Annotated in this window: 16 protein-coding genes and 1 pseudogene; 11 read left to right on the top strand and 6 right to left on the bottom strand. The window is 68.1% G+C overall.

Going from position 1 to position 17002, the window contains the following annotated elements:
* Nucleotides 1-25 precede the first annotated feature (25 nt).
* From ACZ5TL_RS30130 to ACZ5TL_RS30110, 5 genes are all read left to right on the top strand, one after another.
* Nucleotides 26-379 carry a hypothetical protein gene (locus ACZ5TL_RS30130; protein ID WP_468593737.1) on the top strand — a complete coding sequence of 118 codons (354 nt, stop codon included), beginning with the start codon at nt 26-28 and terminating at the stop codon, nt 377-379.
* On the top strand, nt 370-1191 hold the full coding sequence (locus ACZ5TL_RS30125) for an SPDY domain-containing protein (protein WP_468593735.1): 822 nt from the start codon (nt 370-372) through the stop codon (nt 1189-1191). Before ACZ5TL_RS30130 ends, ACZ5TL_RS30125 begins: the two co-directional genes overlap by 10 nt.
* A gap of 239 nt (nt 1192-1430) precedes the next feature.
* Complete coding sequence (locus tag ACZ5TL_RS30120; protein ID WP_468593733.1) at nt 1431-1790, top strand: hypothetical protein; 360 nt, start codon at nt 1431-1433, stop codon at nt 1788-1790.
* 2 nt (nt 1791-1792) lie between these two features.
* Nucleotides 1793-2569 carry an SPDY domain-containing protein gene (locus ACZ5TL_RS30115; protein ID WP_468593732.1) on the top strand — a complete coding sequence of 259 codons (777 nt, stop codon included), beginning with the start codon at nt 1793-1795 and terminating at the stop codon, nt 2567-2569.
* A gap of 32 nt (nt 2570-2601) precedes the next feature.
* Nucleotides 2602-4395: a type IV secretory system conjugative DNA transfer family protein gene (locus ACZ5TL_RS30110; protein WP_468593731.1), complete on the top strand. Its 1794-nt coding sequence runs from the start codon at nt 2602-2604 to the stop codon at nt 4393-4395.
* Between the two features lie 162 nt (nt 4396-4557).
* On the opposite strand, the gene ACZ5TL_RS30105 is transcribed toward ACZ5TL_RS30110, so the two are convergent.
* The gene (locus ACZ5TL_RS30105) at nt 4558-5043 is read right to left on the bottom strand and encodes an NUDIX hydrolase (protein WP_468593730.1); all 486 of its coding nucleotides are present in this window, start codon (nt 5041-5043) and stop codon (nt 4558-4560) included.
* A 451-nt stretch (nt 5044-5494) separates the two neighbouring features.
* On the opposite strand from ACZ5TL_RS30105, the gene ACZ5TL_RS30100 reads away from it, so the two are divergent.
* The 3 genes from ACZ5TL_RS30100 to ACZ5TL_RS30090 all read left to right on the top strand — a co-directional run bounded on the left by ACZ5TL_RS30100 (nt 5495) and on the right by ACZ5TL_RS30090 (nt 9317).
* Nucleotides 5495-6766, top strand: a complete 1272-nt coding sequence (locus ACZ5TL_RS30100; RefSeq protein WP_468593729.1) for a DNA cytosine methyltransferase — start codon at nt 5495-5497, stop codon at nt 6764-6766.
* Nucleotides 6766-7884 (top strand): DnaB-like helicase N-terminal domain-containing protein, encoded by a 1119-nt coding sequence (locus ACZ5TL_RS30095; protein WP_468593728.1) that lies wholly within the window; start codon nt 6766-6768, stop codon nt 7882-7884. The genes ACZ5TL_RS30100 and ACZ5TL_RS30095 overlap by 1 nt, the downstream gene beginning before the upstream one ends.
* 65 nt (nt 7885-7949) lie before the next feature.
* Nucleotides 7950-9317, top strand: a complete 1368-nt coding sequence (locus tag ACZ5TL_RS30090; protein ID WP_468593727.1) for an SPDY domain-containing protein — start codon at nt 7950-7952, stop codon at nt 9315-9317.
* A gap of 176 nt (nt 9318-9493) precedes the next feature.
* Here ACZ5TL_RS30090 and ACZ5TL_RS30085 read toward each other — a convergent pair.
* Nucleotides 9494-10072, bottom strand: a pseudogene (locus ACZ5TL_RS30085) (DUF5655 domain-containing protein); the annotation flags it as partial.
* A gap of 305 nt (nt 10073-10377) precedes the next feature.
* Between ACZ5TL_RS30085 and ACZ5TL_RS30080 the strand changes: the two are divergent.
* A complete protein-coding gene (locus tag ACZ5TL_RS30080) occupies nt 10378-10656 on the top strand; it encodes a DUF397 domain-containing protein (RefSeq protein WP_468593726.1) in 279 nt (92 codons plus the stop codon).
* 89 nt (nt 10657-10745) lie between these two features.
* Nucleotides 10746-11702, top strand: coding sequence for a helix-turn-helix domain-containing protein (locus ACZ5TL_RS30075; protein WP_468593724.1), 957 nt, complete (start codon nt 10746-10748; stop codon nt 11700-11702).
* On the opposite strand, the gene ACZ5TL_RS30070 is transcribed toward ACZ5TL_RS30075, so the two are convergent.
* The 4 genes from ACZ5TL_RS30070 to ACZ5TL_RS30055 all read right to left on the bottom strand — a co-directional run bounded on the left by ACZ5TL_RS30070 (nt 11703) and on the right by ACZ5TL_RS30055 (nt 15743).
* Nucleotides 11703-12500 carry an SAM-dependent methyltransferase gene (locus tag ACZ5TL_RS30070; RefSeq protein ID WP_468593887.1) on the bottom strand — a complete coding sequence of 266 codons (798 nt, stop codon included), beginning with the start codon at nt 12498-12500 and terminating at the stop codon, nt 11703-11705. It abuts the gene before it with no gap.
* Nucleotides 12501-12699: 199 nt separating this feature from the next.
* Complete coding sequence (locus tag ACZ5TL_RS30065; protein WP_468593722.1) at nt 12700-13086, bottom strand: hypothetical protein; 387 nt, start codon at nt 13084-13086, stop codon at nt 12700-12702.
* A 298-nt stretch (nt 13087-13384) separates the two neighbouring features.
* On the bottom strand, nt 13385-13651 hold the full coding sequence (locus ACZ5TL_RS30060) for a hypothetical protein (protein WP_468593721.1): 267 nt from the start codon (nt 13649-13651) through the stop codon (nt 13385-13387).
* A gap of 1486 nt (nt 13652-15137) precedes the next feature.
* On the bottom strand, nt 15138-15743 hold the full coding sequence (locus ACZ5TL_RS30055; RefSeq protein ID WP_468593720.1) for a hypothetical protein: 606 nt from the start codon (nt 15741-15743) through the stop codon (nt 15138-15140).
* Between the two features lie 516 nt (nt 15744-16259).
* Here ACZ5TL_RS30055 and ACZ5TL_RS30050 point away from each other — a divergent pair.
* On the top strand, nt 16260-16856 hold the full coding sequence (locus tag ACZ5TL_RS30050) for a hypothetical protein (RefSeq protein WP_468593719.1): 597 nt from the start codon (nt 16260-16262) through the stop codon (nt 16854-16856).
* Nucleotides 16857-17002 lie beyond the last annotated feature (146 nt).

Raw genomic sequence — 17002 nt, 5'->3', positions numbered from 1 at the left:
CTTCATCCCCATCTCAAGGAGCCCGATGCCTGCCCCTACCCCGGACACCCTTCGCGCCCTGACCGAAACGCTGTCGGACGTCACCGAGTACCTGCGCGAGAATCCCGACCCCGCCGAAGCCCTCGCCCTCGTCGAGCCGCTCCTCGACGAGTACACGGGCCTGCCCGTCCAGCTCGCCGACACCCTGCGTGCCCTCGCCCGCACCATCCAGGAGCACCAGGCCATCCCACGCACAGCGCACGTCAACCTCCTGATCTCCGAGCTGCGCTCCGCCGCCTGGGAGCAGACCGACCAGCACACCCTCCACTACGTCCTGGACGAGCTGCGCGCGCTGCACGACGACGCCGAGAGCGAGCAGGGGTGCAGCCGGTGCCGTTGAGCGAGCGCCAGCTCGACGCCTTCGCCGACCAGCACGCCGGGCAGATCCCCTTCGACACCAGCCCTCGCCACCTCGCCGGCCCGGGCGACGCCCGCCACGTCACCCACGGCCTGGCCGCGGCCGGATGGGCCACGGTCTCCGACCCGCTCAGCGCCGAGATCGTGATGGCCAGCCCCGATCACCGCTACCGCCTGCAGTTCGACCCGCAGTCCGCCACCTCCGCCTGGTGGCGGCTGCGGGCCGCCCCCGGCGACAACGAACACGACTGGTACGCCGAGTTCGGTGAACTCGTGCCGGCCGAGGTCCTCGCCGGCCTCACCGACGCCCTCATCACACCACCCTCACCCCAGCCGGACCCCTGGCAGCCGGTGACCAGCGCAGGCTGGCAGTACGAGGATGCCGGGAGAGCGCTCTCTCCGGACGCGCTGTGCCGCATCGAACACCGCCCCATGAGTGAGTTCCATGAACGGCCGTCCTGGCACATCGAGGTCAGGACAAGCAGCGACGAATCATTCCCGGGCCGGCGGATCTGGCATGCCTTCCTCGACGAGCACGTTCCCGATCGCCTCGCCGGTGCCTTCCTGGGCGCGCTGACCGACCAGAGCCCGCTGCAGCGCGGCATGTTCGACCGCACCGCCCACTACAGCGCCGTCCGGGAGCCGAGCCCGCTGCGCCCGCAGCAGGTAGTCGACGCGCACACCGCCCGGGTGAAGACGCTCCGCGCACAGGCCCGCGCCGTGCGCCGTCAGCAGACTGCCCCCGCGACACCCCCGGCGCCCCCTACCGCCGTCCAGCCGGCCGCCCGCCGCTGACCTAAAAGGATGCTCCCATCTCCCGCACCACGAACCACGGCCGCCGCACCTCACTGCGGCGCCTCAACCGCTACCTGCGCCACAGTGAACGGATCCTGGCGTCCTGGGACGCCTTCACCGAGTTCAACACGGACCTGGACGGCTGGCCCTTCGACGAGGACGCCTACGGCCGCCGGGCCGCCGTCCGTGACGCAGACACCGCCGCAGCGTTCGCCAGCATCCGCCCTGGCGCCCGCCAATTGCTGGCCACCGCCCGCCTCCAGCTCCAGCACCTGCCCGCACACCTCACGCGGCCCAGCTGGCCCGGTCAACTGACCATCCTGGAGGAAGCACTGAGCCACCTCGACGCCCTGGACGCTCAATGGCGCCAGACCCGGGCCCAGCTCCCCGAGGGCACCGGACCGGGCAGCGAAGCGTACGTCGACGCGCTGGACGAGCACCACGCCGAGTGCTGGAGCTACCTGGACGACTGGGCCTGCCACGGCCGCGCCATCCTCGACATCCAGGCCGCCGCACGCCAAGCACCGACCCGGCCGAAGCGCCCGCAGCTCCCCGCCCTGACGTCCCGGCGCAGCGGACACGGCGCGAGGGGACGGTGACCATGCCTGACCGCCCCGCCAACGTCGACATCGACTACATCGCCCCGCGCCACCTGGCCGGCGGCGGCGATCCCGCCTGGATCACGGTCCCCCTCCACCGTGCCTGCGGCTGGAGCTACGGTCACGACCCCCTGATGCCCCGCGTCCTGCTTTCCAGCCCCGACCAGAAGGCCCTCCTGCGGCTGGAGCCCGACCCCGACGGACGATGGTGGACTCTGCAGCACGCCCCCGCGCCGGACCGGCCCGCCTGGTTCGCCAGCTTCGATGCCCGCACCCCCGTCGAAATGATCGCTGCGTTCACCGATGCGCTGACCGATCCCACTGCCGATCCAGCAGACAACTGGGATCCGCAGGAGCCGCTTCTGACAGCAGGCTGGACTCCGGCCTACAGCCACCACCGGCTGGCCTCACCCGACGGCACCGTCCGCGTCGAGGCCGACGAGACGACCGGGGCCTGGTGGGTCGACACCGCCCTCCGCGACTTCCGGACTCTGCTGTGGCAAGCCCACTTCAGCGAGCACACCCCACCGCGCCTGATCACCGCGTTCACCGCCGCGCTCGCCGACCCCCGACCGGTGCCGCGCACCGCCGGCCCCTCCAGCCTCCCAACTCGCAGCCCGGACCTCATCAGCCTCTCGCACCGGGAAGTACCGGCCACGCAGGTCGCCGGCGCCCTGGAAGAACGCATCCGCTCCCTCGCCGCACGCCGATCCGGCCCGCCGGCGACGAGTACGCGTCCTCCGCAACGGCCGCAGGCCGAGCGCCACCGCCAGCGCTGATCCCTCCGTCCCCGCCTGGAAGCACCTAGCCCTTGCCCCCCTCCTCCTCCTCCAGCAGCAACACCGATGGGTACGACCTCGTCCTGCGCCTCCTCCTCGGCGTGCTCGCCGTCGTCGTCCCCCTGTCCCACCTGGCCTGGCTGTGCGGCAACGTCACCGCCTCCCTCACAGGAGGCAGCTGGGCCCCCTACCAGCCGACCAACGCCTTGCTCCACCCCGAGCAGGTCTGGCCCGAGGCCGGGGAGAACGCCCTGCTCGTCGGGGCACGCATCGTTCCCGTTCTGCTCCTCCTGGCTCTCGGGATGACGGCGGTCGCCCTGTGGATCCGGCACAAGAACCGCGGCGGCGGCCGGAAGAAGATCACCGGCATGGCCAAGGCCCGGGACATCGAGCCCTTGATGGCCAAGGCGATCACCGACAAGGCCCGCTCGCTCCGCCCGAGCCTGAAGGACGCCAAGCACATCGAAGCCCGCGACACCGGCATCCTCCTGGGCAACCTGCAGAACACCCGGCACGAGGTGCGCATGGGCTACGAAGATGTGGCCGTCGCCATCATGGCGCCCCGTTCCGGCAAGACCACCTCGCTCGCCATCCCCTCCATGCTCGGCGCACCCGGCCCGGTCCTGCTGACGTCGAACAAGGCCGCAGGCGACGCCTTCACCGCCACATACGAGGCCCGCTCCCGCGTCGGGCAGGTGTGGAGCATGGACCCACAGCAGATCGCGCACGCCGCACGCGAGATGTGGTGGAACCCCCTCGCCAGCGCGACAACCCTGGACGGGGCGAACCGGCTCGCCGGACACTTCCTCGCCGCCTCGGTGGACGCCTCCCAGCAGGGCGACTTCTGGTCCAAGGCCGGCAGCAACATCCTGTCCCAACTGCTGCTGGCCGCAGCGCTCGACGAGCGGCCGATCACCGACATCATGCAGTGGCTCGCCTTCCCCGCCGACCGCACCCCGCTCGACATCCTCCGCGACCACGACTTCGCCGCTGTCGCCGCTCAGCTCAAGGGCACCGTCGAGGGACCGCCCGAGACCCGCGACGGCATCTACGAGACCGCCCGCCAGTACGCCGCCGCACTGCTGAACAGCGAGATCGCCGCCTGGGTCACCCCGCAGAAGGACGTTCCCGAGTTCCGCCCCTCAGAGTTCGTCACCTCCACCGACACACTGTTCCTGCTGAGCAAGGACGGCGGAGGCGGGGCCTCGGCGCTGATCGCCGCGTGCGCGGACTCCGTGATGCGCGCGGCGACCGCCCAGGCCGAACGCGCCGGCGGACGCCTGGACCCGCCCATGCTGGCGATCCTCGACGAGGCCGCCAACGTGTGCAAGATCAGCGACCTGCCGGACCTGTACTCCCACCTCGGCAGCCGCGGCATCATCCCGATCACCATCCTGCAGTCCTACCGCCAGGGCCAGAAGGTCTGGGGAGACGCGGGCATGGACGCCATGTGGTCGGCCTCTACCGTGAAGGTGATCGGGTCCGGTATCGACGACCCCGACTTCGCAGACAAACTCAGCCGTTTGATCGGCGACCACGACGTGGAAACCCGGTCCACCTCGCACTCGGAGTCCGGAAAGTCGACCTCGGTCAGCATGCGGCAGGAGCGGATCCTGCCCGCCGACGCGATCCGCGCCCTGCCCAAGGGCACCGCTCTCTGCTTCGCCACCGGCATGCGCGCCGCCATGCTCGACCTGCGCCCCTGGTACCGGGAGCCAGGAGCAGAGGAGTTGTCCGCAGCCTCCGCCCGCGCGTCCAAGGCGATCACCGCCCGCGCCGTGGCGAAGCACGCGCCGACGCAGTCCGACTCCGGGAAGGCCGCGTGAGCGACGCCCTCCTGCACCTGGTGCCGGTCCGCTCCCGTGAGGCAAAGGACTTCGTGTCTCGCCCAGCGCAAAAAGACGCCGAATGACGCCCCCGCACTTCAACCAGCCGCGCCGAACGGCCTCACCACTGGCACCAGTGCAGTCACCACCGGGCCACCAGACTCACAGCCCAAGCTCCAGTGGCTGATCGGGGACTCCGTCCTTGATCAATCCGGATAGCGCATCTGCAAGGTCACGCGGCCCAAAGAGGTCCGGCCCTTGGTAGTTGGCGATCTCTGGCAGCTGCCACCAGCGGAAACCCGTGATGTTTTCAGCGGCCAACTCGTCACTCGACAGTGCGCCATTCGGCCGAAAGGCAGCAGTGCGGATGAGGAAGTAGTCCTCAACCGCGCCGTCATACCCACTCACATATCCGGGCCCGACAACCCTCCGATGCCACACGTGCGGCGGTGAGTCGTCGATCACGAGCCCGATCTCCTCATGCAGCTCACGGCGCAGTGCCGCCTGAGGTGTCTCGCCGGCCTCGATCCCTCCTCCGGGAGCGGCCCAAACCACCCTCTCCGGAAGCACGAACCTGCACAGCAGGATGCGGTCCTCCCTATCCAAAACGATCGCACGGACCGCGTGACGCAGGTTCAGCAAAGGCATCAGAGCACGCTACGGGCCGGTTCACGACCGCCGCAACGCCCCTCGACGGACCGCCTCCAGGCGTCCGCGCCCTCACCCACCGAAAGGTCACGCTCCTGTCTCGATTCTCAATAACTTGTCCGTTCCACGGAAATGCGCAGTGGAGGCACATCAGGGACACCTCTCCGTCCGAATGGGCGGACGTCGTCGAATTCGACGAAGCGATCCGGCAGGGCAATGCCCGCGCCAACGCATCGGGCAGCCGACTGCTCGGCGAGGCGTTCCTGCACCGCTCCCGCGTCCCGCTGAGCCAGGCACCGATCGACCACGTCACCGCCGCCGAGCGGACCGCCCTGTGCATCGGTGCGGACGAGGCCGACGCGCTGGAGAACGGCGTCGAGGACGGCTGCTCGCCCTGGGCGTGCCGCGGCGACGCCGACGCGCTTACGCAGGACGACTTCGGGCTGGCCACGTGATACTCGACCTCTTCGCGGGGTCGGGCGGCTGGAGCAGGGCACTGCACGTCCTCGGCGTGCGCGACGTCGGGCTGGAATGGGACCAGTGGGCGTGCAAGACCCGCGCTGCGGCGGGCCAGTTGACCATCCGCACCGACGTGGCGATGTATCCGACCTGGCCGTTCATCGGCCGCACGCACGGCATGATCGCCTCGCCGCCGTGCCAGGCGTGGAGCATGGCCGGCAAGCGCCTCGGCCTGCTCGACCAACCGCTGGTGCACACGGCGGTCGAGGACCTGGCCGCCGGACGCGACACCCGCGAACGCCTCCTCTTCGGATGCCGTGACGAGCGCTCCCTGCTCGCCGCCGAGCCGATGCGCTACCTGCACGCGCTGAACACGGTCGGCGAGCCCGACTGGGTCGCCATGGAGGAAGTACCGGACGTGCTGCCCTTGTGGAAGCAGTACGCCGCCGTCCTGCGCGGGTGGGGCTTCTCCGTCTGGTACGGGATCCTCAACGCCGCCGACTTCGGCGTCCCGCAGACCAGGAAGCGAGCGATCCTCCTGGCCTCCCGCGTCCGTACAGCACAGCCACCCACGCCCACGCACTCCCAACTCGCAGAGCCAGAATCGCTGTTCGGTCCGGGCCGTTCTCGCTGGGTCAGCATGGCCGAGGCCCTCGGATGGGGCGCGACCGACCGGCCCGTCCCCACCGTCTGCGCGGGCGGTGGCCCCGGCGGCGGGCCCGAACCGTTCCCGTCGGGCTCCCGCAAGACGCTGTCCGACGCCCGGGAGCGCGGCACCTGGATGCCCCGGCCGGACGGGGTGGTCCTCAAGTCCCGTCGTGAAGGCACCGGATGGGCGACCCGGCACGGCACACGCGAGAACCGGGCCACCGACGCCCCGGCGCCCACGTTCACCTCCGAGGCCCACCGCTGGTCCTGGTCCCTGCGCACCAACAACCAGGCCAACGCAACCGTCCGGTCAATCCAGGAGCCGGCCGGCACGCTGTTCTTCGGGCACCGCGCGAACGAGTGCACCTGGATCGCCGAACCCACCTCGCCGCCGGCCGAAGACACCGATGCGCCGGCCCTTCCCGAGCCGATCCGGATCACTGCCCGCGAGGCCGGCCTCCTGCAGACCTTCCCCGCCGACTACCCCTGGGCCGGTAACAAGGGCCAGCAGTTCTCCCAGATCGGCAACGCCGTGCCCCCGCTGCTCGCTGGCCACCTCCTCGCCCCGCACCTCGGCGTCACCCTCAACCCCGACGACTTCACCCTCGCCGCCTGATGCCCCACGCCCACGAATCCGACGAAAACGACCGCGACACCATCGCACCGCCCCAGCCGGTGTTCCACGTCGAGCAGGCCCTCCTCGGAGCCCTCCTTTTCGACCCGCATCGTCTGGACGACGTGAGCGGCATCGCTGCCGACTCGTTCTCCACCGCCGCGCACACCGCTCTGTATGTCGCGATCAGTACCCTGCCCCGGCCTGACCCTGCCGAGCACGCGAAGAACACCAAGTGGCTCGACCGCGTGCTCGCCACAGGTCGCGAGCAGGCGCGCGGGCTGACCGCCTCCTACCTGCACACCCTCATCCAGGTCTGCCCCTGGCCCAGCCACGCCCCCGCCTATGCCCGGATGGTCGAGGCGGAACACGCCCGCCGCCGCCTGCTGACGGCCGCCGAACGCCTCATCCACACCGTCCGCGACGCCACCCTCCCGCAGTCCGTCCAAACGGTGCTCGCCGAGGCCGACGCGCTCGCCGCCGTCGTGGACGACATCGCGAACCGCTTCCCGCCACGCGCAGGCGCACTGCCCCGCACCACGGCACCGCCGCCGCCCGTCGCATCCGACCGCGCGGAAGCCGTCGAGGAGGAGCAGATACTGCTCGCCACCGCCACGGCCTACCCCGCCGACATCGACTCCGTCCGGTGGCTGCTGCCCGACGACCTCACCCTGCCGCTACACGCCGGCCTGTGGCAGTGCCTGACCACCCTTGCTCACCGCCGAGAACCCGTCGACCCCGTCACCATTCTGTGGGAGGCACAGCAGCGCAGCCTGTTGGACGACGGCACTGAACCAGGCGAGGTGCTGCGCCTGCTGGCCGAACCGGCCGGATCCGTCGAGCACTGGGCCGAGAGGGCCCTGCAGCGTTCCCTTCTGGCCACGGCCGAGCACACCGGCCGGCGTATCGAGGCGTACGCCGCCGATCCGGCGAACACCCCGTTTCAGCTCGTCGTCGGCGCCCGCCGCTCCCTCGCCGACATCAGCGCCGCCCGCACCCGCTGGCAGCACGCCACCGGACCCGCCCCGACACCGCGACGGCGGCCGGCGCCCACCACCCGCGCGGGCCCGCCGACCACCACGGCCGCACACACCGTGCGCTCCACACGAACAACCCGATAGCCCCCGCCTACGCCGGTGGCCGCAGCCGAAGGCCCGGCCACCGGCAGAAGAGACGACACCCCAACGTGACTCCCACCACCGACGCCCACGTCCACCTTGACGTGCACCCCACGCACCCCAGCGCCGTCACCGCCGTCCTGACGGGCGCCCAGGCCCGCCTCGCCCTTATGGGTCTAGAGGCAGCCGACTGGACCGTCGTCGCCGACGACGTCCTGGTCCTGGCCCGCATCGATCACGAGGAGCCGTACTGGGCCGAGGACGCAGCCAAGCACCTGATCGCCGAAGGCATCACCGTCGAGATCACCCCTCGGCTCCGGGAAGCCATGGACGAGGAATGGACCTGGGCGAACTACCCGATGCCGTGGTGCACCCGCAGCGAAATCCGCGAAGTCTCCAATCAGGCCCAGAAGATCCACGACGACATCCGCCACGGTCACCTCCTCATCCACGCCCACGCCCACGACGGCCACACCACCGTCGCGGTCGGCACCTACCTCGCCCGAGGCGGCAAGTCCGTCCACCTGCACGGCGAAGACCACCTGCGCCAGGTCGCCGATACATTCGACTCACCCGCGCAGGCCCTGCTCGCCTTCGAGAAGGTCCACGGCGCCGACATGCGCCCCGGCCCGGCACCCCTGACCGACACCGAACGGGCCGCCGTCGAAGCCCGCGCCATCTTCAACGTCACCGCATGCGAGCCTGGATCGTCCGGCCCGGAGCTGGAGACGGTTCCGGTCTACCTGGCCGATGCCGGCGACCACGACGCCCTGCTCGACGCCTTCTTTGAGGCACACGGCGATTGGGAGAAGTGGCGCACCTGGTCAGATGACACGACCCACGCCATCCACGAGTCGCAGACTTTGCGCATCGAACGCGTCCACGAAACCCCCGCCCACGAGACTGCCTGGACTGTGGCCGCCTACGAGACACCTGTCTCGGACCGCATGTGGGTCCTCACCGCGACCGGCGCCACCCCCGCCCCGGTGCTGCAGAATCTGCTCATCCACCTCGCCGACGGCGACGGCTGGGACACTGTCATCAGCGCCTCAGTGGACGAGAAGATGGTCACCGCAGCCACCCAGCCGCTCTCCGGCGCCGGATGGGAGCACACCGTGAACGGGCGATGGATCCGCTGGACCTCCCCCGGCGGGGACGCGGGCGTCCAGTTCGACGCCTTCGCCGCACAACACGCGAGTCAGAACCTGGCCACCTGGACCATCTGGGCCGGGCCCGACTCGGACCGCCCCACCTGGGCCATCACCGCGTCCCCGCACACCCCGAGTCCGCTGCTGGCCGACCTCTCCGAAACTCTCGCCCACGAGACCGGCACGCGCCAGACGCAGCCGGGCCGTGAACACAGGACCCACCTAGCCACCAGCGTGTCGGCGGCTCCGGCGGTTGCGGCCGGCCAACCTGCCAGCCGTTCACGCTGATCATCGACCCCGAACGAGCGGGGCAACATAGCGCGGGATCGCCGGTTGGCCAAACCGGCGATCCCGCACACCATAGATAGTCCACCGCCACGCCCTGCCCGCACGTCGAACGGCTCCCCCACGACCGAGACACGACACGTAGCGCAGCCCGCCACGAGGCCGGCCTTTGCAGGCGATCATGCCGCCGCGTAGCTTGCCCGGAACTGCTCCTGCGCCCGCTCCACGTCCCTCGGCGTACGGAGCTGGACCTCCAGATCACCCGTTCCGTGGTGACCGAGACCGGACACGTCCCGGGTGAAGCCCGGAACAAGGTCGACGTCCTTCGGGTCGACCTTCAGGTAGACCAGCAGCTTGCTGCGCTGCGGCGGGCACAAGCAGGCGAAGTTCCGCAGCCGCTGATACGCCCGGTAGGTCTTGCGCTCAACCCGGTTCACGCCGTCCCCGAGTCCAAGCAGGACCTCGTCGACCGCGCCCGCCAACTCCACCATCGACGCGCCCTGGACGTCGTCCGCCGCCCGGGCAACCGCCCGGCGCCGTGCCCGGCGGGCCACCTGCATGCCGCCGCTCACCGAGGCCACGGTCTCAAGCCCGAGCAGGTCACTGCCGAAGAGCCGGTAGCGGACCAGGTCGATCGAGCGCCGGTGCTCGCGCACGGCATGCACGTCGTAGCGGGTGAAGTCGCCGGCGATACAGATCAGGCGCGGGCCGCTCCACAGGACCTGGGACGCGGCCGTCACCCCGAGCCGGTCACGGACCCCAAGGATTTACATAGACACGTCAATTCTATGTTGCGTCGCCATGCTGACGCCATCCCCACGCCACCGAGTTCACAGAATCGCCACCGGTTCAAGTCCGGCCATTCTTCACCCCGACGTGCCATCCGGACAGGCACCCACCTGTTGATCTTACTAATGATTTTCCTGCGAGGTGAGAACGCCCCTTTCGAGGGACACCGCTCAAGCCCTCCTCGGTCTAGAATCCTGCTCGTTCTCACACTCCGTGAAAATTTCACTCTGACGTGAAAACTCACATGGGTGTGTCCAGCTGAGGTAGCGCGGCGGTGAAGCATCACCGCTGGCCACGAACGGAAGGCAGGCGCGGGATGGGCAAGTGGGAAAACGGCATGGCAGCCGACCAGATCGCTGACGCGCAGTGGCAGAAGGCAAGGGCCAGCGATGCGAAGAACGACTGTATCGAAGTCGCGCGTCTCAGTGAGAATGAATACGCCGTCCGCAACTCGCGATTCCCCAACGGGCCGGCACTCATCTACACGAAGGACGAGTTCGACGCGTTCGTCGACGGTGTAGCCAAGGGAGAGTTCAGCAACATGCCTGTCTAAAAACACTCGGCCAGCGCTTGCCCACGCCCCACCCGACTGTCCATCCTTGGCGCGCGACGCGAAGCCGTCGTTCACCGCGAGGAGTTCGGATGTCCACTCAGGTTCTGGCCCTGGTAGGCCGGGAGGGGCAAGCGCCCCCTGCAACGCCGATCGCCGCAGCACAGCTCATCGGGGCTCTGCTGCGGCATCTGCGTACCCAGAGCGGGCTAACGCTGGAACAGGTGGCCGCCAGCAACATCCCGCAGATCGGTTCCCTCGCGACGTTGCAGCGGTGCGAGAAGGTCACCACTGGGAAGCTCAAGGAGGAGCGCATCTACGCCCTGCTGCGCTTCTACAACGCTCCTGCTGAGATCTGCCAAGAAGTGGAGACGTTACTGAAGCAGTCCCGCGGTGAGCAGTGGTGGACGCACTTCTCCGACGTGGCCGGCGACATCATGGTCGGCCTGCTAGCCCTTGAGGCCCAGTCCAAGGTGATCAAGACGTGTCACTACCTCCTCATCCCCGGCCTGCTCCAGACCGCTGGCTACGCCCGGGCGGTGATGGAGGACTTCTACGACACCTACCCGGAACGGAAGACGCGGGAGAAGAACCTTGCGGCCGTGGAGCGGCGGTTGGAGCTGCGGCTGCGTCGCCAGCACCTGCTCGATCAGTACGACGGGCCTCAGTATTCCGCAGTGATCCACGAGCAGGCTGTAAGCGGGGCGCGGGGCGGCAAGATCGTGATGCGCGAGCAGTTGCGGCATCTGCACAACTTCGCCGAGAACAAGCCCAACGTGCACATCCGTATCCTGCCGTCCTCCGCCACGCGGTCGAAGCTGCCCGTCCATACGGCGATGACGCTGTTCAAGCCGCACGACAGCGCGACCGGACGGACGATCTATCTGGAAGATATGAACCGCGGCGGCACCTTCTACTCCGAGCCGAGCGATGTGGAGGTCTACCAAGCGTCGATCGACGAGTGGTGGGGCAAGACACTGTCGAAGCAGGAGACCCTGGATTTCCTGCTGGAGTGCATCGCCGAACTGTCCCGTAGTCCCGCCGAGTAGTTACCTAATCCGCGCCACGGCGCCGAACTCGATCCACTCCGGGTCCGGGTCCGTCTGGCACGGAGCCAAGTCACTGTCCGGCAGCCAGCGTGAAACCTCGACGGGCCCCGGCGTCTCCAGCACCTCCAGGTGCTCGAAGTACCGCTCTACCTCCTCTATCGAGCGGACGCGGCCCCACTGCCCGCCAGTGGCTTTTCGCATGAACTCCGTTACTTGGTGCCGAAGTTCAGGGTCGTCGCTCGCCAACTGCGAGATCACCATGTAGCTGCCGGGAGGCAGCCGCCGGGCGACTCGGTTCACCAGCTCCCACGGATCATCGTCATCAGGGATGCAGTGCAAAACGCTCACGAACAGGGCCGCTACGGGCTGCTCGTCCCGTAGCAGGCGTCTGACTTCCCCGCTCTCGAAGATCGCGTCCGTGTCACGCATGTCCGCGCCCAGGACGGCCGTCGTCTCCGGGTCCTCCGCCAGCATCATGCGGCCGTAACTGAGGACATCGGGGTCGTTGTCGACGTAGACCACTTCACTGGCCTCGTCGACCTCCTGCGCGACCTGGTGAACGTTCGGACGGGTCGGCAGGCCGGAGCCGTGGTCGAGGAACCGTCGCACGCCGCACTGACGGGCGAGATATCGGACAGCACGAACAAGGAACGCCCTGTTTACTAACGCCAACTCACGTGTACTGGGGGCAAGACACAGCAATTCATCACATGCCTCCCGGTCTACGATGTAATTGTCCGTGCCGCCCAGGAGGTGGTCATACATTCTGGCAACGCTGGGTTTGCTTGTATCAACGATGAGCTGCTCCCCACGCTACAGTTCCCCGCGTCTACCTGCGCTGACGCGGGGCATCGATGGTGGGCCCATGTTAGGAGAGTTGCTCGCATGTGTGCCACCGGCCACCACCATCGGGCGATGCACCCTCGAATCAAATCAGCCGCCCTTGACGGCGCTTGATGCCCCGGCGCACACCAGTCGGCATTCGACGGTGTCATATTCACTGCCCGAGGTTCAGCACGGCCCGGCTGTGCAGCAGTTCGAAGTCCGCCTCCGCCAGTCCCATTGCGCAGCCGGACTGCTGGGACGTCAGCCCCAACTTGTGGCGCAGCACGAGCGCGTCGGCCTCAAGGCGAGGGAGCACGCGGTACAGCCGCGCGGCTGGTCCCGTCCCCCGAGCCGCGCACTTCTGTGACAGCAAATCCCAGGCCGCCGCCGAGAGGGATGCGCTTCCCAGCACCGTCGGCCAGCGAGCGGCGAGTTCCTGCAGGGCAGCGTAGGCGAGTTCACCGCCGCGGTGCGGCGAGCCGGCGACGGTGCAGCCGAACCGCCAGTAAACCGGCCAGCGGTCGTGGCAGAACGCGGTGTAAGTGAGGGGTGCACTCATGGGCGGTGCCAGAAGCCGGTGGGCCAGTACGGGGTCGGGGTGGCCGGGTTGGAGAGTCGCGCGCTCCCCGCCGGGGCCGTGGCGCAGCAGCATGGTATTCACCCCACAGGTTGGAGGATGACCGCGCCGCCCCTCCCACGAGGGCAGAGTGGTGCGCCGGGCGCGGGTGCGCCGCGGTGGTGGTGCAGTCATCAGGGAGGAGAGTCAAGAGGGCGTCTGCTCGAACAGCGCCGAGCAGACGCCTGAACTCTGACCCGACCTGCCAGCCGGGACGCGGGCTGTCCTGCCAACCGCTGCGTCAGTCGGCGTAGCGGATTTTGACGAAGGAGACGGCACTGCGATCCGACAATGCCGACGCCGTCATCATCATCTGCACTTCCGGCGGCAGAGCCCCGGGCTTGATGACCGCCACGGCCATGACTGCGACGGTCAGCGCGGAGCCAAACCGGAACGTGAGCAGGAAAACGCTGGCAACGGCCGTTTGGAACAGTGCAGGCAGCGGAATGCTACCGACGGGCGCCGCCGGCACAAGGCGTGCCAGCCCCCTGCGGACGTGCTGAATCAACTTCCGTACCTCCTGGTGCGTTGGGTGACGAAGCACGAGGAGATGGGCCCCGACGCGAGCGCCAGCCAACTTGGGGTCCATCTTCGTGCATTCGTACGCTAGACCCACCGCACGGACTACAGCACGAGCTGACAATCGTGAAAACGGAAGCGGGAACTCTCGGCGCTTGTGAACGCGGACGCCCGCACCGGCCACTTCATGTAGAGAGAGCGCCGCCACGCTCTCACTAAGATCCACGATGCGATCAGTTCCGAACAGGAGAATCTCCGCCCTCGTGAAAAACGTGACCGCGCTCTGCCACAGGGATCACTCTTTCGAGGGAATCGCAGGCCGGCCGTAGCTGCAATCCTGAATTCTCCGGGCTCTCGTGCCGGACGACGTCTACCACGGGAGAGGGCAAGGAAGTATCGGTCAGTCCCGTGCTGCGCATGAGGAGCGCACCATAGATGAGCCGGTCTCGGCCGACAGCCGAGACAGCCTCCGGTTGGGAAAGCGGGACACCCTAGCTCAGGAGCGCCGGTTGGCCAAACCGGCGCTCCTGAGCAGCACTGGTATTCCACCGCCGCCCCTGTCCGCCGAAGGGAGGCCGCACTACCCCAGGCCCCGAGTCGGTCGTCCGCGTTCCAAGAGGGCCATGACTCCTACATAGCGGCGTCTCCTGACCGAGACGGGCGGGGCATTCGGCGTAGAGGCGAACAGGCCCCGCCCCCGTGCTGCAGGACCTGCTCATCCACCTCGCCGACGGCGACGGCTGGGACACGGCCGTCGGTCCTCCATGGACGAGAAGACGGTTACCTCCGCCATGCAGCCTCTCAGCGCCGCTGGTTGGAAGCACACCGTGGACGCGAGCGTCCCGTTCGACGCCTTCACTGCCCAGCACCCGAGCAAAAACTGGGTCACTTGGACGGTCTGGGCCGGTCCAGTCCCTCCTCGCCCACGGAGTCGGACCACGTCAGCCTCACGCACAGCTGGCACCACGCGTCAGCCACTGTGCCTTCGTGCTGCCGCCCAGCCAGCCACGTCAACGCCCGGACTCACGTCGGCGTTGACCGCTCCGTAAAGCCGCCGGCGCGCTCCCCCACCATTTGGGTGATGGCGGCGTGGATCTTTCTCGATCGGATTGACATCATGCCCGCGGCTGCGCTGCACTGGCACCACCTGGCCCCACGAAGCGGCCAGCTCCGGGTACTGCAACCGACCCTAAGTACCGCCGGACAACCCTCTTCGACTCTCTCGCGGTAAATCCCGTAACTGAAGATTTGCATGCGCCTTGTGTGCTGGGTCGGGGCACGCTCACGAGGAGGGCATGATGTCCGTCAAGGACCAGGTTGCGTACGCGCGACAGCAGTTGACTGGAGAGTCGTTGCGTGTGGCACGACTCCGCGTCCAAGAGCAGTCCGACTGGGGATCGATCCTCCCGAGGACCGAGGAAACGCAACAGAGCCTAGAATCCCTGGTTCTGCAGCACGTCGGCACACCTCAGGATTCAAGTCGCTACCCACTCGGAATCACTGAAGTCGTTCCCGAAACCCGACGTCTGGGAATTCGCTTCGAGCGCAGCGACCTGGTACGCCCTGCTTTGGAGATGCTCCCCTATCGAGAGCGTGGCCAGCGGACCATCCACGGGGTTCCTGGATTGTGGGCCACGGTTGTCGACAGCAGCATCGAGATCGCGTTCGCACGCCGGCCCGAAGCGGGCGTCATCGCTCTCTCCTCGATGGACAGTGCAGACCTCGGCGGACTTCTTGAGGCCCACGAGGCGGCTCTTTCCGCGGAACGTCGAGTGCCCCTGTGGACCATCGACCCCAGCGCGCTTCCCCCCGAGAAGTTCGTCGTCCGCAGAAAGCCCAGGCCCCGGACGGTCATTGATGACCATCTTCCAGCGGTTGGTCTCGCCAGCGCCGTGCTTCGACGGGTTCGGCTCTGGGACCGCTTGGCAGGCCACGTGGGCATCCAGGTCACCGCTGAACGCACGGACCATGGGATGAACTGGTACGTCCGGCGCGAGGTTGACCCGAGCGGTCCCCTCCATGACGACCGGCTCGCCGCGATCCTGCTCGAACCCGTTGCTGGCCTTGGCCTGCTCACCCATCGGGGGGACCACCGGTGTGACGGTGATGGCTGCGTCATGGAGTTCACGCCAGCCGGCAGCGGCAGTGGCTGGCGCGGCACCCTCCGCGTGGAAACCATTGCGTCAGCCAGCCCCCAACTGCATGAGCCGCGGAGACCCCGTCACTTCACAGCTCTGGGCGAGGTCGGCTTCCCCAGCCACGGCGATGCCGTCACCAGCTCGCAGGCGGCAAACATCCACTCACCACGGCCGACCGACATCACAAGCGGCGGCCAGGCACGAGGCCGATGCACTCAACTTCTCGCCCCTCGCTTCGGTCCAAGCCAGTGGAACCTTAAAGGTGTTGCGCTGGAAATTGGTGCAGCCTGGGCACTCGAAGGCAGTGCAGTCCTCGTAGTCAGGCACAACTTCAGTGCCGACCCAGAGAGCCGGCGACTCCGCCACCACACAGGGCCCGAATGGCCCCCGGACGCTCAGCCCAGCATCGCCCCCTCCCCTCCGTGGCGACCAGCACGATTGGTCCCAGGAAGCGGCTCGTTGTACGCCTACGCCGCATACGGGTCCCGAAAGGAAGTGAACGCCCTGCTCCAAGAGGCACGCGATCACTTCGACTGGGTCATCTTCGTAGATTGCAACGAAAACTACGGAATGGAGCCATACATCGAAGAGTCCGCAGACAGCCACTTCGTCGTGACCCATAGCTCCAGATACGAAGAGAGGCTTGTAACTGCCAAGGCACGCAACGGCATCGCCGAGCACCGTGAAGTACCAGTCAGTCCCGCAGCATCCGCCATGGCCTGGCGCCACGAGAACCTCGCCGGAATCCCGCTCGACCGTGTTCCCATCGCGGGTCTAGTGCTGCGGCACACACCGGCCAGCCCGGACACCTGTTCACCGGCCTTCGTCGAACAGGTCGACGCAGAACTTGCGCGCCTAGGGACACCCGTACTGACCCGGTTGCCCGAAAGTCCCGCGAGTGGACGACTCCGCCTGGGAGCCTCTTCACCAACCGTGCTCGACGATGTCGATGACGACTACAGGACGGCCTATGTAAAGGCGTGTGCCGCAATTCAGCCAGCCCTACTGGCGGCTGAGCCGTGCAGAATCCCACCGCGGACAGACCCGTGGGAGTAGGTCTGGCCAGTCGTTCACGCTGATCACCAACACCGAAGGGCGGGGCAACATAGCGCGGGATCGCCGGTTAGCCAAACCGGCGATCCCGCGCACCATTGATAGTCCCCCCCCCCCCCCCCCCCCGACGTTGGAAAACCCCCCCCCCC

Source organism: Streptomyces sp. NPDC033136, assembly GCF_055578235.1.
This window is presented reverse-complemented; position numbering and strand designations above follow the sequence as displayed.